Source organism: Methylobacterium sp. J-088, assembly GCF_022829295.1.
Taxonomy (GTDB): Bacteria; Pseudomonadota; Alphaproteobacteria; order Rhizobiales; family Beijerinckiaceae; genus Methylobacterium.
The window spans coordinates 25,963-51,326 of record NZ_JAKSYH010000279.1 but is presented as its reverse complement, the minus strand read 5'-3'; the positions used below and the strand labels follow the sequence as shown (position 1 = coordinate 51,326).

Below are 25,364 nucleotides of genomic sequence, written 5' to 3'. Positions count from 1 at the left end.
TTGCTGATCGAAAGTCAGAGGTTTCAAAAGGTCGAGACCTTTTGCGGGTGCAGGGCAGCGCCCTGCAGTCGGGCTTTGCCCGATATCGGGGCTCCGCCCCGACACCCCGCCAAAGGGCTCGCCCTTTGGGAACCCAGTCACACGGGCGTCTCGGACCCACCCAGCAGATGATCGAGAATACGGCCTTCGAGGCGTGCGAGATCCGGGTCCCCGCGCCGGCGCGGGCGCGGCACCTCGACCCGCAGGTCGAGGGCGATGCGGCCCGCCTCGACCACGAGGATCCGGTCGGCCAAAGCCACCGCCTCGGCGACGTCGTGGGTGACGAGGAGCGCGGTAAACCCTTGCGCCTGCCAGATCCGCTCGATCAGATCCTGCATGTCGATGCGGGTCAGGGCGTCCAGCGCCCCGAGCGGCTCGTCGAGGGCGAGCAGGCCCGGCCGGCTCACCAGCGCCCGGGCGAGCGCCACGCGCTGCCGCTGGCCGCCCGACAGGGTCGCGGGCCATTGCCCCGCCTTCTCGGCGAGGCCGACCTCGCCGAGCGCGGCCCGCGCCCGCTCCCGGCGCTCGGCCCGGGTGCCGTGGCCGGAGAGACCGACCGCGACGTTGTCGACGACCCGCGCCCAGGGCAGGAGCCGCGGCTCCTGGAACATGATCCGCTTCGGCGGCTCGGACCGGCGCGGGCTGCCGGCCGTCCCGTCCAGGTCGATCCGGCCGCCGGTCGGCGTCTCCAGCCCGAGGATCAGGCGCAGCAGGGTGCTCTTGCCGCAACCGGACCGGCCGACCACCGCGGTGAATCCGCCGGCCGGCAGGAACAGGTTCAGGCCTTCGATGACCGTATGGCCGTCGAAGCTCTTGTGCAGGTCGCGGACGGTGACGGCGATCCCGCGGCCGGCGCGCTCCGCCGGGGGTGGGCTGCCCGCCGGCCGGGCATCGGCGCGGGGGACCGCGTCGTCGGGGAGCGCCTCGCGGCGGACGGCGTCGAGCAGCATCAGGCGCTCCTGTAGGCGGGGTTCCAGGCGAGGCAGGTGCGCTCGAACTGGCGGGTCAGGGCGTCGGCGAGCTTGCCCAGGGCGGCGTAGATCAGGATTGCCAGTACGACGACGTTGACCAGCATGAACTCGCGGGCCTGCATGGCCATGTAGCCGAGCCCCGAGGAGGCCGAGATCGTCTCGGCGACGATCAGGGTCAGCCACATGATGCCGAGCGCGTAGCGCAGGCCCACGAAGATCGACGGCAGCGCGCCGGGCAGCACCACCCGGGTGAACAGCTCTGTCCGCGACATGCCGTAGACCCGGCCCATCTCGACGAGGCCCGGATCCACCGAGCGGATCCCGTGCAGGGTGTTGGCGTAGATCGGGAAGAACACGCCGAGCGCCACGAGGAACAGCTTGGCCTCCTCGCCGATGCCGAACCACAGGATCACCAGCGGGATCAGCGACAGGTGGGGCACGTTGCGCACCATCTGCACCGAGGTGTCGGTCAGCCGCTCCGACAGGCGCGACAGGCCGTTGGCGAGGCCGAGCGCGAAGCCGATCCCGCCACCGACCACGAAGCCCGCCAGCGCCCGCAGGGTGCTGACCCCGAGATTGGTCCAGAGCTCCCCGGTCCGACCGGCCTCCCAGCCGGCCCGGGCCACGTCGAGGGGCGCCGGCATGAACCGGTTGGAGACGAGCCCGACCGAGACCGCGGCCTGCCAGCCGAGGAGGATCACGGTCGGCAGCAGCCAGGGGATCGCGGCATCGCGCAGGCGTTCGTGCTTGGATGCGGGCATCAGCGGGCCTCCGCTTGGGTTCCGGCCTTGCCCCCGGGCGGCGTCCAGACCGCGTCGGCGACCCGGATCGGCTTCGGCAGGAGGCCGAGGTCGTGGAATGCGTCCGTGACCTTCTGCTGGTCGGCGATCGTCGCCGCGTCGAGGGGCGCGACGCCGTAGGACAGGCGGCCGAGCGCGACGCTCAGGACCGGGGCGGGGATGCCCACCGAGGGGGCGAGTTCCGCCGCCACGGACTCGGCATGGCCCTCGGCCCAGGCCTCGATCTCGCCGAGCGCCTTGAGCACGGCCGACACGATCTCGGCATTCGGATCCATGAATCCGCGTCGGGACAGGTAGAACTGCCGGTTGGGGGCGATTCCTGTCCCGTCGGGCCCCTTGCCGTCTGCCCCTCTGCCGTCGACCAGGACCCGGGCGCCGGTGGCGCGCTCGGCGGCGGCCTGGAACGGGTCCCAGATCACCCAGGCATCGACCGAGCCGCGCACGAAGGCGGCGTTGGCGTCGGCCGGGGCCAGGAAGGCGAGCTTCACCGCATCGTAGGGCATGCCCGCCTGCTCCAGGGCGCGCACCAGCAGGAAGTGGACGTTCGAGCCCTTGTTGAGCGCGATGGTCTTGCCGCGCAGGTCGGCGACGCGCGTCACCGGGCTGTCCTTCGGCACGAGGATCGCCTCGCCCCGGGGGGCCGGCGGCTCGGCGGCGACGTAGCGCAGCTCCGGGCTCGCGGCCTGCGCGAAGATCGGCGGGGCCTCCCCGGCCGAGCCGAAATCGATCGCCCCGGCATTCAGCGCCTCCAAGAGCGGCGGCCCGGACGGGAATTCCGACCACGACACCGTGGTGCCCAGGGGCTGGAGCGCTTTCTCCAGGGTGCCGCGGCCCTTCAGCAGCACGAGGGAGCCGTATTTCTGATAGCCGATCCGGATGCTGCCGGCGGCGCGCGCGGGGCGCAGCACCGCGGCCGCCGCGAGGCCGAGCCCGGCCGAGAGGAGCAGGCGGCGGTTCGGGGCGAGGCCGGCGGGGTGCGGCAGAGGCAGGGTACGGGGCAGGCGGTCGGTCATGGGTCTCAGCCGTTGCGGGCGGGGGCGGCCCAGACCGCGTCGGCGATCCGGATCGGTTTCGGGATCAGCTTCAGGGCGTGGAAGCGGTCGGCGACCCGCTGCTGCGCGGCGATCACGCGCTCGGTCATCGGCCCGATCACGTAGTCGGTCCGGTCCACCGCCCGGCGTGTCGCGGCGAGGGGGACGCCGGTGCCCTGCGACAGGAGCTCGGCGACCGCGCCGCGATTCTGCGTGCACCACGTCGCCACCTCGCCGAGGGCGTCGATGGCGGCGGCGAGCACGGGAGCCCGGCCCTCCGCGAAGGGGCGGCTTGCCAGGAAGAAGTTGGTCTGCGGGGCGATCTCGGTGGCGGAGGCGAGGATGCGCACCCCCTCCCCGGCCTCGGCGATGGCGAAGTACGGGTCCCAGATCGTCCAGGCGTCGATGCTGCCCCGGGCGAAGGCCGCCGCCGCGTCCGCGGGCGCCAGGGTCACGGGCTCGATATCGGCATAGGTCAGCCCGGCCTTCTCCAGAGCCGCGATGGTCAGGTTGTGGGCGCTCGACGCCTTGGCGAAGGCGACGCGCTTGCCCTTGAGGTCGGCGAGGCTGCGGATGCCCGAGCCCTTCGGCAGCAGGATCCCAGCGCCGGAGCCGCCGGCCTCCTGGGCGGCCGCGTAGACGAGGTTGGACCGCGCGGCCTGCGCGAAGATCGGCGGCGCGTCGCCGGTCTGCCCGAAATCGATCCCATCCAGCGCCAGAGCCTCGAGCAGCGGCGGACCGAACGAGAACTCGACCCAGCGCACCGTGTGGCCAAGGGGCGCCAAACGGCGCTCGATGATCCCCTGCTGCCTGGCGACCACCAGGATGCCGTTCTTCTGGTAGCCGATCCGGAGCACGCCCGGCTCGGCCGCGCGGGCGCCCCGGGCTGCGAAGCCCGCCGGAAGGGCCGCCGGAAGGGCGGCGAAGGCGGCGAGGAGGGCGCGGCGGTCGAGCATCGTGGGGCTCACTCGGCGGCCGCGAGGGCGAGCGGGGCCGTCGCGGTGCGGTGGACGAGGAGCGCGGCGAGCTGGGCGCCGGCTTCCGCGGCCCGGGCCTGCACGCCGGCCTCGGTCAGCACGCCCGCGTGGAAATCCGTGTCCGAGGCGTAGACCGCGGTGGGGATCTGGAGCGCGCCGAAGAAGCCGAACAGCGGCCGGAAGGCGTGCTCGACCACGAGGGCGTGGCGCGCGCCGCCGCCCGTCGCCACGATGGCCACCGGCTTGCCGGCCAGCGCCGCCGGATCGACGAGGTCGAACAGGTGCTTGAACAGGCCGGTATAGGCGCCCTTGTAGACCGGCGAGCCGACCACCAGCCCGTCCGCCGCCTCGATCGCATCGAGCACCGACCGGGCGGCGGGCGGGAGCTGATCGCGGGTCCAGGCGGCACCGAGGCCGGGGCCGGCATCGACGAAGTCCAGGATGCGGACGTCGAGGGCGGCCTGTGCGCTGGCTTCGCCCAGCACCGCATCGACCAGCGCGCGGGTCTTGGACGGCCGCTGCACGTTCGCGCTCAGCCCGACGAGTCTCGGTCGTGTCATGCTCTGGTGCCTTGCTCAGGTGCCTTGCCGTGGCGGGCCGGTGCGACGGTCCGGTCGGGACGCGACGGCGCCGCCGCCGGGCATCCGGACGGAGCGCTAGAATTGATGGCCTGCCTGTCGCAGGTCAATGAAACGCTTTTCCCTATTCATTGGGTAGAGAAAAACATTCTCCCCGTAATCTGCGCGCGATGGTGAAGTTCTATCTCGCGATCGACTGGAGTTTTTCGCGGTGGATCGGGCGATGACGCCCGGTCAAGACCCTGGGCGCCGGTCAGATCTACCGATCGCCAGGAGAGGAGTTCGATTTTATCGTCCGAGGCGGCCTACGGAGAAGGTTCTCGTTTGGATGCGCGCGGTCCGCGGCGGGCGCCCGGCCGCGCCCTCCGGGGCGGAATCGGGCTGGCCCCACCGCCGGATCGGCCGGCCCGTCGAGCCCCAGACCTGTCGCTTCAGGCTCCTCGCGCCAGACCATTCCGCCCGACGGCCAGGGGCCCGGATCTGGTCTTCACCCTTGACTTCCAGATTGTAGTTGTTCTAATTCGCAACAGAGCGGCGCGGAGCCGATCCTCATCGGGAGATACGGAACATGGCCAACGCCCATTGCGAGAGCTGCAAGTTCTTCGACGAGCACACCGGCAATGGCCCGGCGCCCCAGGCCGATGCCGGCCTGTGCCGGTTCAATCCGCCGGTCAGCCAGCCGGAGCCGGAGTCCAAGGGCCTGTGGCCGGTGGTGTCCACGAACGATTGGTGCGGCCACTTCACCGCCGAGATGACCGCGGCCGAGTGAGGCCTGCGGAACCCTCCGCGTCGCAGCGGAGGCCGGACGATCGGGGTCAGCCATCGCGGCTGGCCCTTTTTCGTGCACGGCTCCCGCCGACTGGAAACGAGAACGGCCGCGCGGAGGACCCGCGCGGCCGTGTCGGTCGGTGATCCGCGGGCCGGCCGGGGCCGGCCCGCGGGGGCGGTGCCTCAGAGGCTGCCGGGGCCCTTGGCAAAGCCCGCCAGGGTGAACAGGTCCACCGAGAGCTTCGCGCCGACCACGAAGGCGTCGGGAACGCGCTTGGGCTGAGCGAAGTAGCGCTCCTGCAATTGCGGGTTGATGACGTATTGCAGGTTCGGCATCAGCCGGATCGCCGGGGTCAGCTGGATGCCGTAGTTCACCTCCAGGATGGTCTGCGACGAGGAGACACCACCGTAGCCCAGGCCGACCTTGGCGCGCGCCGCCCGGAGATTGGCGGTACCCAGCGGCGAGAAGTGCTCCCACGAGAAGCCGAAGCCGATCGTGTCGTAGGGCCGGCCCGCGAAGGTGCCGGTGAGGACGGCGCCGCCGTTCAGGAAGTAATCCTCGAACTGCCGCCCGCCGGTCCCGGCGAGGAAGGCCCCGAACAGGGTCAGGCCCTGGACGCCGGTCGGATCCGGACGCCACACCATCTGGTCGAACCGGGCGTAGATCGCCGACCGGCCGAACCGGGTCAGCGGATCGAGGCCGCTGAGCAGATAGGAGGTCCGGCGGACGTCCTGAACCGGATCCTTGTAGTCCGATTGATCGATGATCGCGCCGAGGCCGTAGTTGCGCGGCAGCGGGTCGTTGCCGAAATTGGTCGAGTAGCCGACCTCCACCGGCACCACGACGCCGGTGGCGCCGCGGGTCGACCAGTCGATCCCGTTCTGGTTGTCCTGCTGATCGCGTGGATTCACCTCGTAGACGCCGGCATGCACGAACACCTTGTCGGTGACCCAGGCCTTGGCGTGAGCACCCCAGGTGGCGATCGGCCACCACGTGATGTTCGTCATCTTGAACGCGCCCTTCGGCGCGCCGCAGATGCCGTTGTTCTGGAAGTTGCAGTAGAACGGCGAGGCCAGGAAGTTCGGGTTGGCCAGGACGCGGCCGAACTCGATATCGAGGCGGTTGTCGAACAGCTTCTGCTCATAGGACAATGCAGTGAGATGCGCGGTCTGGCCACCGCCCTGGATCTCCTGCACGCTGGTGGTGTTGGCGATGAAGTCGTTCGATATGCCGCGCCCGTGGCGCTGGGTCACGATGGCGTGCACCGCGCCGCCCTCGACCCCGGCGAGGCGGCCGAGATCGGCGTCGAGGCCGAAGAACACCTGGCCGGCATAGTCCGAGCCCTGGCGCCGGCCGCCGGACGGATTGGCGGCGAACTCGCCCGTGTAGTTCAGGATCGCGGTCACCCCGTGCCCGAGGTCGACGGTGCCGGGCGGCAGCGACGGCGGGGCCGCGGCGATGCCCTGCGCGATGCCCGAGGCCGCCGCGCTGCTCGCGCCCGCGAAGCTCCGACCCTCACGGATCACCCGCCGCCGGGCGCGGTTCGCCCGGTACTGCGCCTTGCGTGCCGGGCTGGCCTTCGGCCCCGGATTGACCAGAGGCGGCCCCCCGTCCGGCGCCGTAGCCGCGACCTGAGCCTCGGCCGCGCTGACGCCAGCCGTCATCGTTGCGGCGCACAGCGCGAACGCTGCCCACCGTGTCTGCTTCCTTGCCATAATGACTCCCCCTTAACCGCGCGGCCTTCTGGGCTCTGTCGCGTTCGTGTCCCCGCAGGGGCCCTCCCCGGTCAGTCCGTGAAGGCCTCCACGCTGCGGCGCTCGCCGCGCAGAAAAGCGTCGGCGGCGTGGATCAGTGGATTCAGGTCGACGTCGCTGGCGCCGGAGCGGACCAGGGCGGCGAAGCGGTCGTAGAGGCCGCGATACTCGGCCTCGGGTGGCAACGCGTGGTCGCGACCGTCGAGGGTCAGGGCCGCGCCGCCCCGCGACAGGACCAGGGGCCCGTCCTCGGTCTCGACGCGGATGTCCCAGGTCTGCGGACCGGTCTGGCGCCAGTCGAACGTGGCGTGGATCGGGGTGCCGGCGGCGTCGGTGAAGCGCAGGTTGGCGGCGATCGGCGCCTGCCGGTTCTCCGGAACCTCCAGGGTCGCGCCGGTGAGGAAGAACGGCGGCAGGATGTGGGTGGCGATCGACAGGGCGTTGATCCCCGGATCGAACACGCCCATCCCGCCGGCGTCCCAGATCCAGTCCTGGCCCGGATGCCAGTGCCGCACGTCCTCCATCCAGGCGATCGACACCGACCGGATCCGGCGCGTGGACAGCCAGTCGCGCGCGGGCTCGACCCCGGGCGCGAACCGGGAATGCCAGCTCGCGAACAGGCTCACCCCCCGCTTGCGCGCGGCCTCGGCGAGGAGCCCGACCTCGGCCAGGGTCGCCCCCGGCGGCTTCTCCAGGAAGACGTGCAGCCCCGCCTCGATCGCCGCCAGGGCGGCCTCGAACCGCGCCTGCGGCGGCTGGCACAGGGCGACGGCCTGGAGGTCGCCCTGCCCCGCCAGCATCTCGGGTAGCGTCCGGTAATTGGGCACGCCCGCGTATTCGCCATGGCGGCTCGCCACCGCCACAAGTGTGTAGTCCGGCGAGGCGCCGATCACCGGCAGATGCTGGTCCCGGGCGATCTTGCCGACGCCCACCAGCCCGATGCGGATCGGATTCGTCATCTCACAGCACACGCACGGGGATGTCGGCGGCCGGCGCGACCGCCAGAGGATTGCGCAGGGGGAGCGAGAATGGCGCCGCCGCGATCTCGAACACGTCGCCCGGCCGGGCCGCGATCCCGTCGCTGAACGACAGGGTGGCGGTCCCGAAGAAATGCACGTGCACGTCGCCGGGCCGACGGAACAGCGCGTACTTGAAGTGGTGCCGCTCCAGGTTGTCGAGGCTGTGGGACATGTTCGCCTCCCCGGAGAGGAACGGCTTCTCCCAGAGCACGGCGCCGTCGCGCAGGACGCGGCTCGTGCCGCGCACGTCCGGCGGCAGCGCGCCGAGCCAGAGTTCCGGACCGAGCGCCGCCGGGCGGAGCTTCGAATGCGCGAGCCAGAGGTAATTGCCGCGCTCGGTCACATGGTCGGAGAACTCGTTGGCCAGGGCGAAGCCGAGGCGCACCGGGGTCCCGTCGGCGTCGATCAGGTAGATCCCGGCGATCTCCGGCTCCTCGCCGCCGTCGAGCGCGAAGGCGGGGGAGACCAGCGGCTCGCCGGTCCCCACGATGGCGCTGCCATCGCCCTTGTAGAACCATTCGGGCTCGACGCCGGTCTCGCCGGGGGCCGGCTTGCCGCCCTCGACGCCCATCCGGAACATCCGCATCGAGTCGGTCGGCGCCGGATCGGCCGAGGCGGCGGCGCGATGCATCTTGTCGCGGCCCTCGGCCGAGCCGAGATGGGTCAGCCCGGTGCCGCTGAGCAGCAGGTGTGCGGGATCCGCGTGGTCCACCGGTGGCAGCAGGCGAACGGACGCCAGATCAATGACTTCGGACAGCCCGGCCCGCTCCGCCGTGACGGCCAGATCGTCCCCCGCCGCGAGGGCCTTCCGCGCCAGCTCCAACACGGTCCGGACGCCGGGCACCGGCCGCGCCACGCCATTCGCCAGTAGGGCGATGCCGCGCTGCCCGTCCGCGGACTCGAATTGTAGGAGTGATCGTCCCATCGAAAGTCCCCCCCCCGGGGCGTCTCTTCTTCGGCGGCCTCTGCGGGCCGTCCCGATGCGCGGCCGAGGCAGACCGCGCGGCGGCCCGTCAGTGGCCCGATTGCGGTTCGTGGAGGCCGTCGATCCGGCGCGCGAGATGCCAGGGATTGTCCGGGCGCAGGGGCGGCGGCAGCAGCGCCTCGGGCAGGTCCTGATAGCAGACCGGGCGCAGGAACCGCTCGATCGCCAGGGTGCCGACCGAGGTGGTGCGGCAATCCGAGGTCGCCGGGAACGGGCCGCCATGCACCATCGCGTGGCAGACCTCCACGCCGGTCGGCCAGCCATTGGCGAGGACACGCCCGGCCTTGCGCGCCAGCAGCGGCACCAGTTCGGCGGCCAGCGGCTCGTCCGCCGGGTCGAGGTGCAGCGTCGCGGTGAGCTGCCCCCCGAGGGATTCGATCACCCGGGTGATCTCCGCGGCGTCGGCGGCTATCACGAGGATCCCCGCGGGGCCGAACATCTCCTCGGTCAGCGCGGGGTCCGCCAGCAGGTGGCGCGCCTCCGTGCGCAGCAGCGCGGCGGGGGCGCCCCCCGGCCCCGCCTTCTCGCCGCGGGCGGCCACCGTCACCCCCGGGCGTTCGGCCATCGCGGCGACGGCGCCCTCGAACCGGGCGCGGATCTCGGCCGTCAGCATCGTGTGCGGCGCACTCTCGCGGATCGCCGCCCCGGCGGCCTGCGCGAAGGCGTCGAGCTCGGGGCCGGCGATCCCGATCAGCAGGCCCGGATTGGTGCAGAACTGCCCCGCTCCCATCGTGAGCGACTGTACGAAGCCCGTGGCCAGGGCCGCGCCCCGGGCCCGCAGGGCCGCGGGCAGGAGCAGGACGGGATTGACCGCGCTCATCTCGGCATAGACCGGGATCGGCTCGGGCCGGCCGGCCGCCACGCGCATCAGCGCCAGCCCGCCTCCACGTGAGCCGGTGAAGCCCACGGCCTTGATCCGCGGATCCGCCACCAGGGCGGTGCCCAGCGCGTTCGACGGCCCCGGCAGGTAGGAGAACACGCCTGCGTGCAGGCCGCTCGCCGCCACCGCGGCGCGCAGGGCCCGGGCGACCAGCTCCCCGGTCCCCGGATGGGCCGGGTGACCCTTCACCACCACCGGGCAGCCCGCCGCGAGCGCCGAGGCCGTGTCGCCCCCCGCCACCGAGAACGCGAGCGGGAAGTTCGACGCCCCGAACACCGCCACCGGCCCGAGGGCGACGTGACGTCGGCGCAGGTCCGGCCGGGGCAGCGGCTGGCGCTTGTGCTGCGCCGGATCGATCGTCGCCTCCACCCAGTCGCCCGAGCGGACGAGGTTCGCGAACAGGCGCAGCTGCCCGATCGTGCGGCCGCGCTCACCCTCCAGGCGCGCCTGGGGCAGCCCGGTCTCCGCCATCGCACGCTCGATCAGCGCCGGGCCGAGATCGGCGATCGCCGCGGCCGCCGCTTCGAGGAAATCCGCCCGCGTCCCGGGATCGGTCTCCGAGAAGCTCGGGAACGCGGCCTCCGCCAGCGCGCAGGCGGCCGCGACCTCTCCGGCGCCCGCGGATGCGAAGGCCGGATCCAGGGCCGCACCGGTCGCCGCATCGACGGCCCGGAACGTCTCCAGCGTGGTCACGTCCGCTTCGCCGACCAGGGCGGTGCCGCGGATTGCCGCATTGCCTTCAGGTTGTTTACTAATACAAATAGGTTAGATCTTTTCGATCTGAGCCGCAAGCGCCTCATCTATATCGCTTATGGGTGTTGGTGCTTGCGATCCTACAACTTCCGGGTACGATCTTCGGATCCTGGCCCGTCCCGTGGCTCGGACTGGAGGTCGTGGGTGAGACAGCTTCGCGGACACGAGGATATCAGGCTCCCGCTTGCGTCAGGCTCGCGTCGCATCCACGGCTCGGTGGCGCGCGATCTCGGGGTGGCGATCCTGAGTGGGCGTTACGCGCCGGGCGACGTGCTGCCCGGGGAGATCGAATTTTCGGAGCAACTCAAGGTTTCCAGAACCGCCTATCGCGAGGCGATTCGGATCCTGAGCGCCAAGGGGCTGGTGGAGAGCCGCCCGCGCACCGGGACGCGGGTGAGCCAGCGCAGCCGCTGGAACCTGCTCGATCCGGACATCCTGGCCTGGACCTTCGAATCGGAGCCCAGCGAGGCGTTCATCCGCGACCTGTTCGAGCTGCGGATGATCGTGGAGCCGGCCGCGGCGGCGCTGGCGGCCGCGCGGCGCTCGGGTGTCGACCTCGCCCGGATGGGCCATTCCCTGGAGGAGATGGGCCGTCATGGCCTCAGCACGGACGATGGCCGGGCCGCCGACCAGGCCTTCCACACCGCGATCCTGGAGGCGGCCCGCAACGGGCCGCTGATCGCCCTGTCGAGTTCCATCGCGGCGGCCGTCACGTGGACGACGATCTTCAAGCACCGCCGCCAGAGCCTGCCCCGGAACCCGATGCCCGATCACCGCGCCCTCTACGAGGCGATCGTGGCGGGCGATCCGGAGGCCGCCCGCCGGACCATGACCGAGCTGGTCCGCCTCGCCCTCGCCGACACCGAACTGGCGCTGCGGCCGTAAGAATCCGGGTTTCCAAAGGGCGAGCCCTTTGGCGGGGTGTCGGGGCGGAGCCCGACAATCGGGCTTTGCCCGAACCCAGCGGGCTCCGCCCTGCACCCGCGAAAGGTCCCGGACCTTTCGAATCCGGGACCTTGTGCCGGTCAGTGGTTGTCGCGCGGCAGGCCGCTGGTCTGGGCGATGCGCTGGAAGCGCTCGGCGCCCTCCAGGATCGCGCCCGTGTGCATCTGCCCGACGGTGGCGCGCTGCATCGCCTGCCAGGGCGTCTGCGAGGCCGGGTAGGCGTAGCCGCCCGCCGCCTCCAGGGCCTGTCGGCGGCGCTCCAACTCGTCCGCGTCCACCAGCATGTCGGCGGTGCCCCGGCGCAGGTCGACCCGCACCCGGTCGCCGGTGCGCAGCAGCGCGAGGCCGCCGCCGGCCGCCGCCTCCGGCGAGGCGTTGAGGATCGACGCCGACGCCGACGTGCCGGATTGCCGCCCGTCGCCGAGGCACGGCAGCGCGTGCACGCCGGCCCGGATCAGGTCCGCAGGCGGGCGCATGTTCACCACCTCGGCCGCGCCGGGATAGCCCACCGGCCCGGCGCCCCGCATCACCAGCAGGGTCTCCTCGGTGATGCCGAGGCTCGGGTCGTCGATCCGGTGGTGGTAATCCTCCGGCCCGTCGAACACCACGACCGGGCCCTCGAACGCGTCCGGATCCTCGGGGTTCGACAGGTAGCGGTTGCGGAATTCCTCGCCGATCACGCTGGTCTTCATCACCGCGGCCTCGAACAGGTTGCCGCGCAGCACGAGGAAGCCGGCCGCGTCCTTCAGGGGCTTGTCGATCGGCCGGATCACGTCCGCGTCCTCGATCGTCGCGCCCCGGCAATTGTCGCCGATCGTGCGGCCGTTGACCGTCAGGGCGCCCTCGCGGATCAGGCCGCGGCTCATCAGTTGGGCCACCACCGCCGGCAGGCTGCCGGCGCGGTAGTAATCCTCGCCGAGATAGGCGCCGGCCGGCTGCAGGTTGACCAGCAGCGGCACGTCGAGCCCGTAGGTCTGCCAGTCGGCGATGTCGAGTTCGACGCCCATGTGGCGGGCGATCGCCGCGAGGTGGATCGGCGCGTTGGTCGAGCCGCCGATCGCCGAGTTGACCACGATGGCGTTGAGGAAGGCGTCGCGGGTCAGGATCTCGGAGGGCTTCAGGTCCTCCGCCACCATGGCGACGATGCGCTTGCCGGTCAGGTAGGCGACCTCCTGCCGGTCGCGGTAGGGCGCCGGGATCGCCGCCGAGCCCGGCAGCATCATGCCGAGCGCCTCGGCCAGCGTGTTCATCGTGGTCGCCGTGCCCATCGTGTTGCAGAAGCCCGTGGAGGGCGCCGACGAGGTCACGAGCTTGATGAAGCCGTCATGGTCGATCTCGCCCGCCGCCAGCATCTCGCGGGCCTTCCAGACGATGGTGCCCGAGCCCGTGCGCTGGCCCTTGAACCAGCCGTTCAGCATCGGCCCGACCGAGAGCGCGATGGCCGGGATGTTCACGGTGGCGGCTGCCATCAGGCAGGCCGGGGTGGTCTTGTCGCAGCCCGTGGTCAGCACCACGCCGTCGAGCGGGTAGCCGTAGAGCAGTTCCACGAGACCGAGATAGGCGAGGTTCCGGTCCAGCCCCGCGGTCGGCCGCTTGCCGGTCTCCTGGATCGGGTGGACCGGGAATTCGAGCACGATGCCGCCGGCCTCGCGGATGCCCTCGCGGATCCGCTCGGCCAGGACGAGGTGGTGGCGGTTGCACGGCGACAGGTCGGAGCCGGTCTGGGCGATGCCGATGATCGGCTTGCCCGAGCGCAGCTCCTCCAGGCTGAGGCCGAAATTCAGGTAGCGCTCCAGGTAGAGCGCCGTCATGTCGATATTGTCGGGGTTGTCGAACCACGCGCGGGAGCGCAGGAGCCGGGCGGTCTTGGGATCGGTCATTTGTCGGTCCGATGGGCGGGGCTGGTCGAGAAGAAGCGGTAGGTGATCACGTTCCGGTAGGTCTGGCCGGGATCGAGCCGGGCCGAGCCGAAGGCCGGCTGGTTCGGCGTGTCGGGAAAGAGCTCCGGCTCCAGCGCGAAGGCGTCCGACTGCCGGTAGGCGAGGCCGGATTTGCCCACCGCGGTCGCGTCGAGGAAGTTGCCCGCATAGAACTGCACCCCCGGCTGGTTGCTGGCAATCTCCAGTATTCGGCCCGTTTCCGGATCCTCGACCCGCGCCACGGGGTGCGGCTCGGCGGTGGGCGCGTCGGTCACGACCCAGTTGTGGTCGTAGCCCCGCCCGCGCACGATCTGGATGTCCCGTCCGTCGCGGATGCGCGCGCCGATCACCGTGGGTTCGCGGAAGTCGAAGGGCGTACCCGCCACCGGACGATGCTCCCCGGTCGGGATCAGGGTGGCGTCGACCGGCGTGTAGCGCTCGGCCGGGATGGTCAGGATATGATCGAGGACCGAGCGGCCCGAGCCCTCGCCCGCGAGGTTGAAGAAGCTGTGGTTGGTCAGGTTGACGATGGTCGGCCGGTCGGTGGTCGCCTCGTAGGTGACGGTCAGCGTGTCGGTGTCGTCGAGCCGATAGGTGACGGTCGCCGTCAGGGTGCCGGGATAGCCCTCCTCGCCGTCCGGGCTGACGTAGCGCAGGCTCACCGAGGGGGCGGCGCCGCCCGTCACGGCGGTGATGGTCCAGAGCCGCTTGTCGAAGCCGGCCGCGCCGCCGTGCAGGGCGTTCGGGCCGTCATTGGTGGCGAGCCGGTAGGTCCGCCCGTCGAGGGTGAAGCGGCCCGCGCGAATGCGGTTGGCGTAGCGGCCGACGCTCACGCCGAAATAATGGGGCTTGGCGAGGTAGCCCGCGAGGTCGTTGTAGCCGAGCACCACGTCGGCAACCTTGCCTTCGCGGTCCGGCACGTCGAGGGTCCGCAGGAGTGCGCCCCAGGACAGGATCCGCGCCGTGACGCCCCGGCCGTTGGTCAGCGTCACCTCCTCGACCGTGCGGCCATCGGGCAAGGTGACGAACACGGTCCGGACCGGCTCGGCCGCCTGGGCCAGGGCCGGGATCGTCGCGCCGGCGCAGAGTGTTACAGGTCCCACGCCGCGCATCGTTTCCTCCCCGGATGGATCCCCCGCTGCGCCGATCCTACGCTGGCGCGCGCAGGTGGGCGCTGTTGACCTCCGCGAATCCAGTATATACTCAGACAAATGAAACGGGCAACTCGGTGCACCGGTCCGGTGGCCTACAGGGAGAGGAAACGCGCGATGGCAGCACCGATCGCGAGCGTCGGACCGGTGGCGGGCCGGACGGCCGCGGCCGGCGCGCAGGATCAGGGGAGCTATCGCCCGGCCCTGTCGCTGCTGGCCAGCCTGTTCTTCATGTGGGGCTTCATCACGGTGATCAACAACACGCTGCTGCCGCACCTGCGCAGCGTGTTCGACCTCGACTACACCCAGACCACGCTGATCGAGTCGGTCTGGTTCATCGCGTATTTCGTGGCCTCGCTCCCGGCGGCGAAGCTGATCGCGCGGGTCGGCTACCAGCGCGCCCTGGTGATCGGCCTCGGCATCATGGCGGCCGGCACCTTCGGGATGGTGCTGGCCTCCCGTGAGGTCTCCTACGCGATCACGCTGACCGCCCTGTTCGTGATCGCGAGCGGCATCACCCTGCTGCAGGTCGCTGCCAACCCCTACGTGGCGGTGGTCGGCCCGGCCGAGAGCGCCTCGGCGCGGCTCAACCTCGTGCAGGCGTTCAACGCGCTGGGCACCACCCTGGCGCCGCTGTTCGGCGGCTATCTGATCCTCGGCCGCTCCACCTCGGGCAACGCCGCGGCGGGCACCGTCCTGACCCCGGCCGAGCGGCTGGCCGACGCGCAGTCGGTGCAGCTGCCCTACCTGATCGTGGCGGCGGTGCTCATCGTGCTCGCCGTGGTGATCGCCCGGTTCCCGCTGCCGGCCATCGGCGGTGAGGCGCCCGTTAAGGCCGGGCGCGTGAGCGGGTCGCTCTGGCGACACCGCAACCTCGTCTTCGGCGTGCCGGCGATCTTCATCTACCTGATCGCCGAGATCGGGGTGTCGAACCTGTTCATCAGCTTCGTGGCGCAGCCCGAGATCGGCGACCTGACCCACGCCCAGGCCGCGCGCTACCTGTTCCTGCTCTGGGGCGGGATGATGATCGGCCGCTTCGTCGGCAGCTACCTGATGCAGAGCCGGCCGGCCGAGGCGGTGCTCGCCGGGGCGGCGATCGGCGCCTGCGCGGTGATGCTGGTGGCGGCCTGCGCGACGGGCCAGGTGGCGATGTGGGCGCTGATCGCGGTGGGGCTGTTCCACGCGATCATGTTCCCGACGATCTTCACCCTCGGCATCCGCGGTCTCGGGCCGCTCACCGAGAAGGGGGCGGGGCTGCTGATCATGGCGATCGCGGGGGGCTCCCTGGTGGTGGTGCAGGGCTGGGCGGCGGACCGGTTCGGGCTGCAGACCTCCTTCCTGATCACCGCATCCTGTGAACTCTACGTGCTGTTCTACGCCGTCTGGGGCTGCCGGGCCCCGCGCGCGGCCTGACCGAAAGGCGAAGTCATGGAATCAGGGATCCGCATCGTTGCCCGTTCCGGAAGCCAGATCGGGCGCGACCGGCTCGGCGAGGGCCCGATCTGGGTGCCGGAGCGGGGCACGCTGTTCTGGGTCGACATCGAGGCCCCGGCCTTGAACTGGCTCGATCTCGCGCGCGGCGAGACCGGCCGCCGGCCCTTCCCGGAGCCTTTGGGCTGGATCATCCCCCGCGCCGGCCGGCGGGATTTCGTCGTCGGGCTTAAGAGCGGCTTCGCGACCTACGACTTCGAGGCCGACCGCATCGTGCCGGTCGGCGATCCGGAGCCGGACTACCCGGACAACCGGCTGAACGACGCCAAGGTGGATTTCGCCGGCCGGATCTGGGCCGGCAGCATGCACCAGGCCGAGACCGCAATCTCGGGCTCCCTGCACCGGCTCGACCCCGATCTGACCTGGCAGCGGATGGACGGCGAATACGGGGTCGCCAACGGGCCGACCTTCAGCCTCGACGGCCGGATCATCTATCACAGCGACAGCGCCGCCAGGACGGTCTACGCCTTCGACCTCACGGCGGACGGGACGCTCTCGGGCAAGCGGCCGTTCCTGCGTTTCCCTGACGACTGGGGCTGGCCCGACGGGATGACCACGGATGCCGAAGGCTGCCTCTGGATCGCCCATTGGGGCGGTAGCCGGATCAGCCGGGTGGATCCGGACGGACGCCTGATCCGGACGGTCGCGCTGCCCGCCCCCAACATCACGAGCTGCGCCTTCGCGGGCGACGGGCTCGACCGCCTGTTCGTCACCTCGGCGTCGCGGGGGGCGGAGGGCGTGCCGGAGGCCGGGGCGCTGTTCGAGCTCGATGTCGGCGTGGTCGGGCTGCCGCCCCGCGCCTTCGGGGGCTGACGGCGACCGGATCGACGGTCCGGCCGTGTTCCCCCGGATGGGGGGATGCGGCGCCGCCCCGCGAGCCCTAGTGCATCGATCCAGACGGAGGCGTCAGCCGAGTCTGGAAAAATTGATGCAAAACCAAAGAACTCGTGCTCACTCGCATGAACGAAGTGAATGCGTCAGAGCACTTGGGTCCCGCTGACCCCGAGACACGAGACCACCTTCAGCCCGCCCGGCCCCGGCCGCGGCGGGCTTCTTGTCGGAGGGGGCAGGACGATACCTGTTTCCGATCCGGGCGGACTTAAAGGGTTTCCATATTCGATCAATCGCTCGCGTATCCGCGCGTCTTTATCTCCGATCCGGCCGGTCCTAGACTGGATCGGGACGGCCGATTGCGTTCCCTTCGGGAGCGCCGCCCCGGCCGGCCGGAGGTGACGATGGGCCAGACGACGATCAAGGACGTCGCGCGGCGGGCCGGCTTCAGCTTCCAGACGGTGTCGCTGGTCCTGAACCACCCCGAGAAGGTCGCCCGGACCACCCGCGCGACCATCGAGGCGGCCATGCGCGACCTCGACTTCGTGCCGAGCCTCGCGGCGCGCGCGCTGCGCAAGAAGCCGAGCCGCAGTATCGCCTGCGTATCCTGCCTGGGGCCTGAGACCGCCGACGATGGGTCGGACCCGTTGCCGGAGACCGACCCGGGTCTCGTCCTGCAGGCCTTCGCGCAGGTCACCGACCAGCACGGCTACACGCTGATCCACCGGCGCTGCCGCAGCGACGACCCGGGCAGCCCGGCCCGGATCGCGAGCCTCGTGAGCGAGGCCCGGGTCGACGGCCTCGTGGTCTTCGCCGAGCGGCGGGACGATCCGCTGATCGCCCTGCTGCAGGCCAAACGGTTCCCGTTCGTGGTGTTCGGCCTCGACGTGCCGGGCGCGCATTGCGCCGTGCGGGCCGACCGCGACGCGGTTCACGAGGCCGTTGCCTACCTGGCGCGGACCGGCAGCCGCGCGATCGGCTTCCTCAAGGGGGATGGTCGGCGGCTGCACACCGCGAGCGAGCGGTTCCGGGGCTATCGCGACGCCCTGGCGGAGGCGGGCCTGCCCCCGCGCGACGACCTCGTGGTGCCGTGCGACTGGACCTCCGGGGGCGGCTACCGGGCGACGCTCGACCTGCTCGACCGCTCCGCGCGCCCGGACGCGATCGTGGCGGCCGACGACCGGGTGGCGTTCGGGGTTCTGAAGGCGCTGCACGACCGGGTCGTGGCGGTGCCGGGGGCGATCCGCGTCGTCGGCTTCGACAACCTCGCCCAGGGGGCCTACGCGATCCCGAGCCTGACCTCGATCGCGGTGCCGACCCTCGCCATGGTGCGGTTCGCCTTCGCGACGCTGGCGGCGGTGATCGCGGGGACGCGGGCCCCGGACGACCTCGCCCGGGCGCTGTTCCCCACCCGCCTGGTCCTGCGCGAGTCCACGGCAACCCGGACGCCGTAGGGCGGGACGCGCCCTACTCCGCGGCGAGCACAGGATCGGCCCCGAACTGGGCCGCGTGCAGGCGGCCATAGGCGCCGCCCGCTTCCAGCAAAGCCGCGTGGCGGCCCGTCTCGACCACGCCGCCCGCCCCCAGCACCACGATCCGGTCGGCATCGCGGATGGTGGCGAGGCGGTGGGCGATCACCAGGGTCGTGCGCCCGCGGGCGAGGTCGGCGAGCGCCCGCTGGATCTCCCGCTCGGTCTCGGTGTCGAGCGCCGAGGTCGCCTCGTCGAGGATCAGGATCGGCGGGTTCTTCAGAAAAACCCGCGCGATGGCGATGCGCTGCTTCTGCCCGCCCGACAGGCGCACCCCGCGCTCGCCCACCACCGTGGCGAGGCCCTCGGGCAGGCTGTCGATCAGCTCGCCGAGCCGGGCGCGCCGGGCGGCCGCGTCGATCTCGGCCTCGGTGGCGTCGAGGCGGCCATAGGCGATGTTCTCGCGGATCGTCCCGGCGAACAGGAACACGTCCTGCTGCACGATGCCGATCTGGCGCCGCAGGGCGGCCAGCGTGATGGCGCGGATGTCGATCCCGTCGACGGTGATGCGCCCGGCCGCGACCTCGTAGAAGCGCGGCAGCAGGGCGCACAGCGTCGTCTTGCCGACCCCCGAGGGGCCGACGAACGCCACGGTCTCGCCCGCCGCCACCGCGAGGTCGAGGCCGGAAAAGACCGGGCGGCCGGCGCCGTAGCCGAAGCCCACCCCCTCGAAGCGGATGTCGCCGCGCAGGGATTCCACCGCCCGGGCGCCCGGCCGATCGGTGATGTCGGGCTCGGTGGCGAGCAGCTCCTGGTAGCGGCGGAAGCCCGCGACCCCCTTGGGATAGGTCTCCACCACGGCGCCGATCTTTTCCAGCGGCCGGTAGAACACGCCGACCAGCAGCAGGAAGCCCACGAACCCCCCGGGCGTCAGGTCGCCCCGGACCACGTAGGCGGCGCCGCCGAGCAGCACCGCGATCTGGACGAGGCGCAGGCCGAGGTAGTTGATCGACAGCCCCGCCGCCATCAGCCGGTAGGCTTCGAGCTTGGTGTCGCGGTAGCGGGCGTTGTCCAGGGCGAACAGGGCGCGCTCGTGCGGCTCGTTGGCGAAGGCCTGGACGACCCGCATGCCGCCGACATTCTCCTCGATCCGGGCGTTGAAGGCCCCGACCCGGCCGTACTGCGTCTGCCAGTTGCGGGTCATCCGGCCGCCGTAGCGGATCGACACGAAGGCGATCAGCGGCAGGATCGCCCCGGTGATCAGCGCCAGGGGCGCGTGCACCGTGACCATCAGCGCGAAGGCGCCCAGCAGCGTCATGATGGCGATGAACAGGTCCTCGGGCCCGTGATGGGCGACCTCGCCGATCTCCTCCAGGTCCTTGGTCACCCGGGCGACGAGGTGGCCGGTCTTCTGGCCGTCGTAGAAGCGGAAGGAGAGCTTTTGCAGGTGGTCGAAGGCCCGGGCCCGCATCGTGGTCTCGATATTGATGCCGAGCACGTGGCCCCAATAGGTCACCACCACCATCAGTCCGGCATTAGCGACATAGACCAGCGCCAGACCGGCGGCGGCGAGCACGATCAGGCCCCAATCCTGCCGGGGCAGGAGGCTGTCGATGAAGCTCTTCACGGCGATGGGGAAGCCGAGCTCCAACAGGCCCGACAGCACCGCGCAGCCGAAATCAACCAGGAACAGGGTCCGGTACGGCCGGTAATAGGCGAGGAAGGCCTTCAGCATCGCGGCTCGGATCAATTCTGGGCGGCGCACGCGACGGGACAGAGCGCGCCGCAGGACGGCACCCCCGGCAGGCGGTGGCGCAGGCAGCAGACGCGCCGCCGCCGGCAGCCCGACGCCCCCGGGCAGAGCGCCTGCGCCAGCGGGCTCTTAGAACAGGCCGGGCCGGCGCGCCATCCGAGGCAGGCCGCGACGTCGTCACAGGCCGCCTCCGCTCCGTCTGCGAGTTCCCGCGCGACGTAGTCGAGGATCACCGCGGCGTTGCCCCAGAGGATCCGCGGGGCGATCCCGCACCGTTCGTGGCACAGCTCTACGAACGGGCGCAGATGCGCCTCCACCAGCCCGGCCAGGCCGGGGGCCGCGCAGGATCCGCACCCCTCTGCGGGCAGGCGGAAGCGGCAGGGCCGGCCGGCCGCGTCGCGTTCGAGGCTCAGCGCGTCGAAGGCGAGCGGCAGCGGCCGGCCGAGGCGGACCAGGGCGGTCAGCGCGGGTGTGGCGAGGGCCGCGAGGTAGAACTGGCTCCAGTACGAGACCAGGACGCGCCGGTCGCAGGCCGCGCATCCCGCCGCGGGGCCGAGCCCCGCCGCGGGGCCGAGCCCCGCCGCGGGGCCGAGCCCCGCCGCGAAGGCGTCGAGCGTCGCGTCGAACACGCGCGGGTCGCGCAGCGCCCGGAGCGGCATCGTCCCGGGGCCGCCGGGGCCATCGGCGACGCCGTCCCGGTAGGCGGCGAGCGAGTCGGGAACCTGTGCGGCGACCGCGGCGGCGATCATCGCGCGCCCGCCCCGTCCGCCCGCAGGGTCCGGTCCACCGCGACGGCGAGCCACGCCACCGCGGCGGCGTAGGGCAGCAGGGTGGCGGCGAAGTAGCCCGGCCAGCCGATCCAGCCGGCGAGCGCCGGGGCGGCGACCCGCAGGGGCATCGCGGCGAAGAAGGCCGCCCCGAACAGCAGCGCGTAATCGGTGGCGGGGCTCGGTCCCTGCGCCCAGCGGTAGATCATGTTGAACACCGGCACGCCGAGGAACCCGCCCGCGACGAAGCTCAGCACCGCGGCGGCGACCGCGAGATCGGTCATCCGGCCCGCGCAGGCTCCGGCCATCAGAGCCCCGGAGGCGAGGACGCCGACGGCGCCGAACCCGATCAGCCGGACCGTGCCGAACCGGGCGGCGAGCCCGCCCGCCGCCAGCGCCATGACGAGGTTGACCGCCGGCAGGACGGTGCCGGTCAGGAACCCGACCTGCCCGAGCGGCACGCCGAGATCGAGCAGCGCCAAGGTGTTGGGGCCGGAGAGCAGGTAGGCGGCGGCGAAGTAGGCCCCGAGCGCCAGCACCCGCCCGCCCAGCACGCGCAGGCGCGCGAGCGACCCCGTCCAAAGCTCCGGCCGGCCCCCGGCCCCGCGGCGGCGCCCCTCCGGATAGAACAGGATCGGCACGAGGCAGATTGCGTCCAAAGCCGCGCAGGCCAGGACCGCCCCGTGCCAGCCGAACCGGTCGTAGGAGCCGACCAGCACGCCGACGCCCAGGATCCCGCCGAGCGAGGCCCCGCACAGCTTGGCCGAGGCCACGAAGGCGCGCTGCTCCCCCGGCACGGTCTCCACCACCAGGGCTTCGAGGGCGATGTCCATGGTGGCCACGCAGGCGCAGGTCGCCACCGCCAGGACGAGGAGTCCCGCGAGCGGCCACTGCGCGCCGAGGCTGAGGAGCACGAGAAGGAGCACCGTCACCCCCTGCGCGGCCACGATCCAGCCGATGCGGTGGGGGAGTACCGGCAGGTGCAGGCGGTCGAGGAGGGGGGCCCACAGGAAGGTGAGCCCGACCGGCAGGTTGATGAGCTGCAGGAGCCCGACTTCGGCCAGTTCGACGCCCCGCGCCCGTAGGATCAGCGGCGCCCCGCCCGACAGGAAGCCGAGCGTCGCCCCGAAGGTCACGTACAGGCAGAAGAACGGCGTCAGCGGACGCAAGGCCGCCAGGGTATCGGTGACACGGACGCCGATGGCCTGTCCTGCCGCCATGGGACTACGCCTGGAATCCGGCAGCGGAATAGCTGGCTACTCGGTGGCTGCAGTTTATAATCACACTAATCTATTGATGGACCTCAGTTTTTGCTGACTATAGGGGTTGATGCCGGGGATCAAGCCAAGGGCGATCGAGCCGCTGCGCGGCACCTCGTCTGCGGGATCCCGGATCAGGTTCCGCTGTAGCTCCCGCGGTCTGGGAAAGGCGTGGTGCAGGATGAACCAGCACGGGACGCGGCGCGGAGTGGCTCCTCCCCTGTGACATCCGGTCCGATCGACCCAGCACCAGTGGACGGAAATCCCGGCGTTAACGCTTCATCAACCATGATCCGGGCAGATTTTCCCATCGCGAGCCGAGCTTGGAGGGACGATCCGTGACGCGACACCGGGACTTCGACGCGCTGAGCGAGGCGCAGATCGCCGCGGGACGCACGCAGAAGCGCTGGGTCGCGCCGAAGGCCGATTTCCGGCCCGCCGGACCGTTGGCGGTGGCCGACCTGCTCGACACGATCCAGCACGTGGCCGAGGCGGCCACGGGCGAGCGCAGCTTCCTGCACCTGCGCCCGAAAGCCACCGGCACACGGGGGCGCTGAGGCCCGGCGTCAGGCTCCGGTCCGGGCCACGTCCCGGACGGTCCGCTTCGCCTGACGCCACGTCCGCCAGGGTTCGAGGTTCGCGAGCGCCATCCGGCGTGTGCCGAGCCAGCCGAGCCAGAGCGCCATGGCCAGGAAGGGCGCGGCGACGATCAGCGCCGCTTTTGCCTCCGAGCCCAGCGGCAGCGCCAGCAGCTTCACCACGCCGTCGAGCCCGAGAAAGAAGGTCACGATCAGGAGAATCGGGATCGTCCCGACGATGGCAATCAGCGAGACGATCGCCCGGATATTGCCGTCGACCTCGGTCCGCGCGAGCGTGAGCAGCGCCTCGATATGGGCCGTGCCCTCGCGCAGGGCCGCGATCAACAGGGCCAAGGTTCCGTCAGGGGTGTTTCCGTCAGGGGGTTGGCGCATGGTGCCGGATCTTCCGTGAACAGCCCCCGGCCAACGGGCCCGCCGGCCGATACGTTCCGCCTTCCCTTACAACAGCAGCAGTACGGCCCCGAGGACGAGCAGCGTCGCGAGGCCTGCCAGGGCGACGGCCCGGTTGACCCCCGCCCCGTCGTCCGGATCCGCCTGCGGCGGCGATGCCGGCCGCGATCCGGAATCCGTCATTGAGGCCGCCGCGTCCGCGCTCTGCGCCGCCCGGACCAGCGGGACGGGGCCGGGATCCCGCGACGGGAGGGTCAGGGCGGTGGTAAGCGGCTTGTCGGTGGGCGGCCCGAAGGCTTCGGGCTCGACGCTGATGCCGCCGGCCTCCAGTTCGAGCATCACCAGGACGAGGGCATCGACGTCCAGGTGCTCCACCGGCAGCGCGGCCCGCAGGTCGTCCGCCGAGAGTTCCCCGCGGTCCCGGCCGAGGGCGATGAGCCGGTCGAGGGTCCCGCGATCGATGGTCTGGGACATGTCCGGCCCCCTGCCCTGCTGGTTCGTCGCCAACGCGCGAGGGCGGGGGCGGTTACCGGTTCTCAGCGACCGAGGGCGGCCAGCGCGGCGTCCGGCCCGGGGCTGGCCGCGTCCGGCCGGCGCCGGAGCATCGGCCGCTCCACGCAATACCAGCTCAGGATCCCGAGGGGCAGCGCGGCCGCCAGCGTCAGGGCCGCCCCCGTCCAGGGGGAGAGCCCCGGCACCCATACCATCAGCAGGTTCTGGATCGGCCACGCGTAGAGATAGAGCCCGTAGGAGGGATCGACCTGCGCGGTGGCGCGGCTGAGCGCGAGGGGCCGCACCGCGAAGGCGAACCAGAAGATCAGGTAGCCGCCGAGCAGCGCGAAGGCCGGCTCGGCCAGCGGCGGGCTGAACAGCAGCGGCAGGAGCAGCAGGGCAGCCAACGCCGCGCCCCGGCCGGTATAGGCGATCCGGTCGGCGAAGAGCTGAAAGGCGCTGCCACAGGCGAACACGAAGCCGAGCCGGATCATCTCCGACAGGGAACCGAGCCCGTCGCCCGGATGCCCGATCGGCAGGTACAGCCAACGCAGGACGAGGAGGAGGCTCAAGCCCGCCAGCATCGCGAGGTAGCGGCCTCGCCTCCGCAGGGCTCGGGCGGTCCCGACGAGGCCGAGCAGCAGGTAGCAGCCGAATTCGCAGGGAATCGTCCACATCGCGCCGTCGAGCAGCGGATAGGGCAGGTCCACGAAGGCGCCCGGGACCACCGGCATGAGCAGCAGAGCCAGCCGCACCAGGGTCTCAGGGAGCGAGACCGCCGCGAGGTCGCCCCCGGCCAAGGGCGCCACGATTCCGATACACAGGAGCGAGGCCACCACGAAGCCCGGATAGATCCGCCTTACCCGCCGCATCAGGTAGTCGGCGAAGGAGCGCTTGGCCCGGTAGCTCGCGGTGATCAGGTAGCCGCTCACGAGGAAGAAGCCGTCGACCGCCACCTCGCCGAACGACAGGGTGCCGAAGACCCGGGTGAGCAGCTCGCGCGACCGGTCCCCGTCCACTAGTTCGGGGGCGTGGGCGAGGATCACCAGGGCCGCGAACAGCAGGCGCAGCGTCCCGAAATTGTTCGCCCGGCCGCCCAGTGCCACCCCTGCCCGCTCCGCGTTTTTTGCGACGGACCCAGGGGCTGGCAAACCCGGTTGGAGCGCAAGGACAAAGCGGCCACACCGCCGCGGGATCTGCGGCTACGCTTCCGCTCTATGACCCCACGAACGCCGTGCTCAGGTCGGCCTTGAACGCGCTGATCATCGCCGCGCGCCGACGAGGAGCCGGACGGCCGGCGGGGCCTCCCGGAACACGCTGACCTCGCCGTCGGTGAGCACCGCCCAGAGGGTCACGGCCGCGGCGCGCACCTGCAGGACCTGCTCCGACAGCCACAACGCCTCGGGGCGCCCGGGGACGAACCAGAGCGACAGGCGCTCGGTCCAGAGGGCGAGATGGGTGTCGAGCCGCGCGTCGATCAGGGCGCGCCGGTCGCTCCCCGGCGAGCGGGTCCGCCGGCCGGTTGTGGTACGTCGCGATCACCGCCCCCCGGTTGCCGTCCGCGTGGCTGATCTCGGCCTCGCGCAGCTTCCGGTCGATCGTGACCGACCGCACGGCTGGCGCGGCCAGCGTCACCCGCAGGAACTCGGCCATGCGGGCGGGCGTCGCGAAGGCGGCGGAGCCGATGGAGGACATGGCGTTGGACCGTTTCGGCGGAGCCTGAGCGAGTTACGCTTGTGCGC

At 71.7% G+C, this 25,364-nt stretch carries 25 protein-coding genes; 7 read left to right on the top strand and 18 right to left on the bottom strand.

Going from position 1 to position 25,364, the window contains the following annotated elements:
* Nucleotides 1-137: 137 nt before the first annotated feature.
* The 5 genes from MKK63_RS31005 to msuE are packed head-to-tail and all read right to left on the bottom strand — an operon-like array spanning nt 138 to nt 4,378.
* The gene (locus tag MKK63_RS31005) at nt 138-989 is read right to left on the bottom strand and encodes an ATP-binding cassette domain-containing protein (protein ID WP_244008297.1); all 852 of its coding nucleotides are present in this window, start codon (nt 987-989) and stop codon (nt 138-140) included.
* Entirely contained in the window at nt 989-1,771 is a 783-nt protein-coding gene (gene ssuC, locus MKK63_RS31000) for an aliphatic sulfonate ABC transporter permease SsuC (RefSeq protein ID WP_244008296.1), read from the bottom strand. The genes MKK63_RS31005 and ssuC overlap by 1 nt, the downstream gene beginning before the upstream one ends.
* Entirely contained in the window at nt 1,771-2,823 is a 1,053-nt protein-coding gene (locus tag MKK63_RS30995) for a sulfonate ABC transporter substrate-binding protein (protein ID WP_244008295.1), read from the bottom strand. The genes ssuC and MKK63_RS30995 overlap by 1 nt, the downstream gene beginning before the upstream one ends.
* A 5-nt stretch (nt 2,824-2,828) precedes the next feature.
* Nucleotides 2,829-3,797 carry an aliphatic sulfonate ABC transporter substrate-binding protein gene (locus MKK63_RS30990; RefSeq protein WP_244008294.1) on the bottom strand — a complete coding sequence of 323 codons (969 nt, stop codon included), beginning with the start codon at nt 3,795-3,797 and terminating at the stop codon, nt 2,829-2,831.
* 8 nt (nt 3,798-3,805) lie between these two features.
* Nucleotides 3,806-4,378, bottom strand: coding sequence for an FMN reductase (gene msuE / locus MKK63_RS30985; RefSeq protein ID WP_244008293.1), 573 nt, complete (start codon nt 4,376-4,378; stop codon nt 3,806-3,808).
* Nucleotides 4,379-4,964: 586 nt separating this feature from the next.
* Here msuE and MKK63_RS30980 point away from each other — a divergent pair.
* Nucleotides 4,965-5,165 (top strand): hypothetical protein, encoded by a 201-nt coding sequence (locus tag MKK63_RS30980; RefSeq protein WP_243923758.1) that lies wholly within the window; start codon nt 4,965-4,967, stop codon nt 5,163-5,165.
* Between the two features lie 182 nt (nt 5,166-5,347).
* Here the strand turns inward: MKK63_RS30980 and MKK63_RS30975 are convergent, their stop codons facing one another.
* The 4 genes from MKK63_RS30975 to MKK63_RS30960 form a co-directional block, all read right to left on the bottom strand.
* Nucleotides 5,348-6,829 carry a carbohydrate porin gene (locus MKK63_RS30975; protein WP_244008292.1) on the bottom strand — a complete coding sequence of 494 codons (1,482 nt, stop codon included), beginning with the start codon at nt 6,827-6,829 and terminating at the stop codon, nt 5,348-5,350.
* Between the two features lie 122 nt (nt 6,830-6,951).
* Nucleotides 6,952-7,878 carry a Gfo/Idh/MocA family protein gene (locus MKK63_RS30970; protein ID WP_244008291.1) on the bottom strand — a complete coding sequence of 309 codons (927 nt, stop codon included), beginning with the start codon at nt 7,876-7,878 and terminating at the stop codon, nt 6,952-6,954.
* Between the two features lies 1 nt (nt 7,879).
* Nucleotides 7,880-8,863: an AraD1 family protein gene (gene araD1 / locus MKK63_RS30965; RefSeq protein WP_244008290.1), complete on the bottom strand. Its 984-nt coding sequence runs from the start codon at nt 8,861-8,863 to the stop codon at nt 7,880-7,882.
* An 88-nt stretch (nt 8,864-8,951) separates the two neighbouring features.
* On the bottom strand, nt 8,952-10,559 hold the full coding sequence (locus tag MKK63_RS30960; protein WP_409564581.1) for an aldehyde dehydrogenase (NADP(+)): 1,608 nt from the start codon (nt 10,557-10,559) through the stop codon (nt 8,952-8,954).
* A gap of 141 nt (nt 10,560-10,700) precedes the next feature.
* On the opposite strand from MKK63_RS30960, the gene MKK63_RS30955 reads away from it, so the two are divergent.
* Complete coding sequence (locus tag MKK63_RS30955) at nt 10,701-11,441, top strand: FadR/GntR family transcriptional regulator (RefSeq protein WP_244008288.1); 741 nt, start codon at nt 10,701-10,703, stop codon at nt 11,439-11,441.
* Nucleotides 11,442-11,581: 140 nt separating this feature from the next.
* On the opposite strand, the gene MKK63_RS30950 is transcribed toward MKK63_RS30955, so the two are convergent.
* On the bottom strand, nt 11,582-13,381 hold the full coding sequence (locus MKK63_RS30950) for an IlvD/Edd family dehydratase (protein ID WP_244008287.1): 1,800 nt from the start codon (nt 13,379-13,381) through the stop codon (nt 11,582-11,584).
* Entirely contained in the window at nt 13,378-14,532 is a 1,155-nt protein-coding gene (locus tag MKK63_RS30945) for an aldose epimerase family protein (protein ID WP_244008286.1), read from the bottom strand. Before MKK63_RS30945 ends, MKK63_RS30950 begins: the two co-directional genes overlap by 4 nt.
* Nucleotides 14,533-14,688: 156 nt before the next feature.
* Between MKK63_RS30945 and MKK63_RS30940 the strand changes: the two genes are divergently transcribed.
* From MKK63_RS30940 to MKK63_RS30930, 3 genes are all read left to right on the top strand, one after another.
* Nucleotides 14,689-15,984, top strand: coding sequence for a sugar MFS transporter (locus MKK63_RS30940; RefSeq protein ID WP_244008285.1), 1,296 nt, complete (start codon nt 14,689-14,691; stop codon nt 15,982-15,984).
* 15 nt (nt 15,985-15,999) lie between these two features.
* The gene (locus MKK63_RS30935; protein ID WP_244008284.1) at nt 16,000-16,875 is read left to right on the top strand and encodes an SMP-30/gluconolactonase/LRE family protein; all 876 of its coding nucleotides are present in this window, start codon (nt 16,000-16,002) and stop codon (nt 16,873-16,875) included.
* Between the two features lie 422 nt (nt 16,876-17,297).
* Complete coding sequence (locus MKK63_RS30930) at nt 17,298-18,347, top strand: LacI family DNA-binding transcriptional regulator (RefSeq protein WP_244008283.1); 1,050 nt, start codon at nt 17,298-17,300, stop codon at nt 18,345-18,347.
* Nucleotides 18,348-18,360: 13 nt separating this feature from the next.
* Here the strand turns inward: MKK63_RS30930 and MKK63_RS30925 are convergent, their stop codons facing one another.
* From MKK63_RS30925 to MKK63_RS30915, 3 genes are read right to left on the bottom strand one after another with little or no spacing between them, the layout of a single operon-like run.
* Nucleotides 18,361-20,097 (bottom strand): ABC transporter ATP-binding protein, encoded by a 1,737-nt coding sequence (locus MKK63_RS30925; RefSeq protein WP_244008282.1) that lies wholly within the window; start codon nt 20,095-20,097, stop codon nt 18,361-18,363.
* Between the two features lie 11 nt (nt 20,098-20,108).
* Nucleotides 20,109-20,864, bottom strand: coding sequence for a siderophore-iron reductase FhuF (gene fhuF, locus MKK63_RS30920; RefSeq protein ID WP_244008281.1), 756 nt, complete (start codon nt 20,862-20,864; stop codon nt 20,109-20,111).
* Nucleotides 20,861-22,102 carry an MFS transporter gene (locus MKK63_RS30915; protein ID WP_244008280.1) on the bottom strand — a complete coding sequence of 414 codons (1,242 nt, stop codon included), beginning with the start codon at nt 22,100-22,102 and terminating at the stop codon, nt 20,861-20,863. Before MKK63_RS30915 ends, fhuF begins: the two co-directional genes overlap by 4 nt.
* Nucleotides 22,103-22,479: 377 nt before the next feature.
* Between MKK63_RS30915 and MKK63_RS30910 the strand changes: the two genes are divergently transcribed.
* Nucleotides 22,480-22,698: a hypothetical protein gene (locus tag MKK63_RS30910; RefSeq protein ID WP_244008279.1), complete on the top strand. Its 219-nt coding sequence runs from the start codon at nt 22,480-22,482 to the stop codon at nt 22,696-22,698.
* Nucleotides 22,699-22,707: 9 nt separating this feature from the next.
* Here the strand turns inward: MKK63_RS30910 and MKK63_RS30905 are convergent, their stop codons facing one another.
* The 4 genes from MKK63_RS30905 to MKK63_RS31855 form a co-directional block, all read right to left on the bottom strand.
* On the bottom strand, nt 22,708-23,112 hold the full coding sequence (locus MKK63_RS30905; RefSeq protein ID WP_244008278.1) for a phage holin family protein: 405 nt from the start codon (nt 23,110-23,112) through the stop codon (nt 22,708-22,710).
* A 66-nt stretch (nt 23,113-23,178) separates the two neighbouring features.
* The gene (locus tag MKK63_RS30900; RefSeq protein WP_244008277.1) at nt 23,179-23,604 is read right to left on the bottom strand and encodes an RNA polymerase sigma factor region1.1 domain-containing protein; all 426 of its coding nucleotides are present in this window, start codon (nt 23,602-23,604) and stop codon (nt 23,179-23,181) included.
* A gap of 62 nt (nt 23,605-23,666) precedes the next feature.
* On the bottom strand, nt 23,667-24,728 hold the full coding sequence (locus MKK63_RS30895) for an acyltransferase family protein (RefSeq protein ID WP_244008276.1): 1,062 nt from the start codon (nt 24,726-24,728) through the stop codon (nt 23,667-23,669).
* Between the two features lie 156 nt (nt 24,729-24,884).
* Nucleotides 24,885-25,019 carry a hypothetical protein gene (locus MKK63_RS31855; protein ID WP_279574963.1) on the bottom strand — a complete coding sequence of 45 codons (135 nt, stop codon included), beginning with the start codon at nt 25,017-25,019 and terminating at the stop codon, nt 24,885-24,887.
* A 125-nt stretch (nt 25,020-25,144) separates the two neighbouring features.
* Between MKK63_RS31855 and MKK63_RS30890 the strand changes: the two genes are divergently transcribed.
* On the top strand, nt 25,145-25,345 hold the full coding sequence (locus MKK63_RS30890) for a hypothetical protein (RefSeq protein WP_244008275.1): 201 nt from the start codon (nt 25,145-25,147) through the stop codon (nt 25,343-25,345).
* Nucleotides 25,346-25,364: the final 19 nt, after the last annotated feature.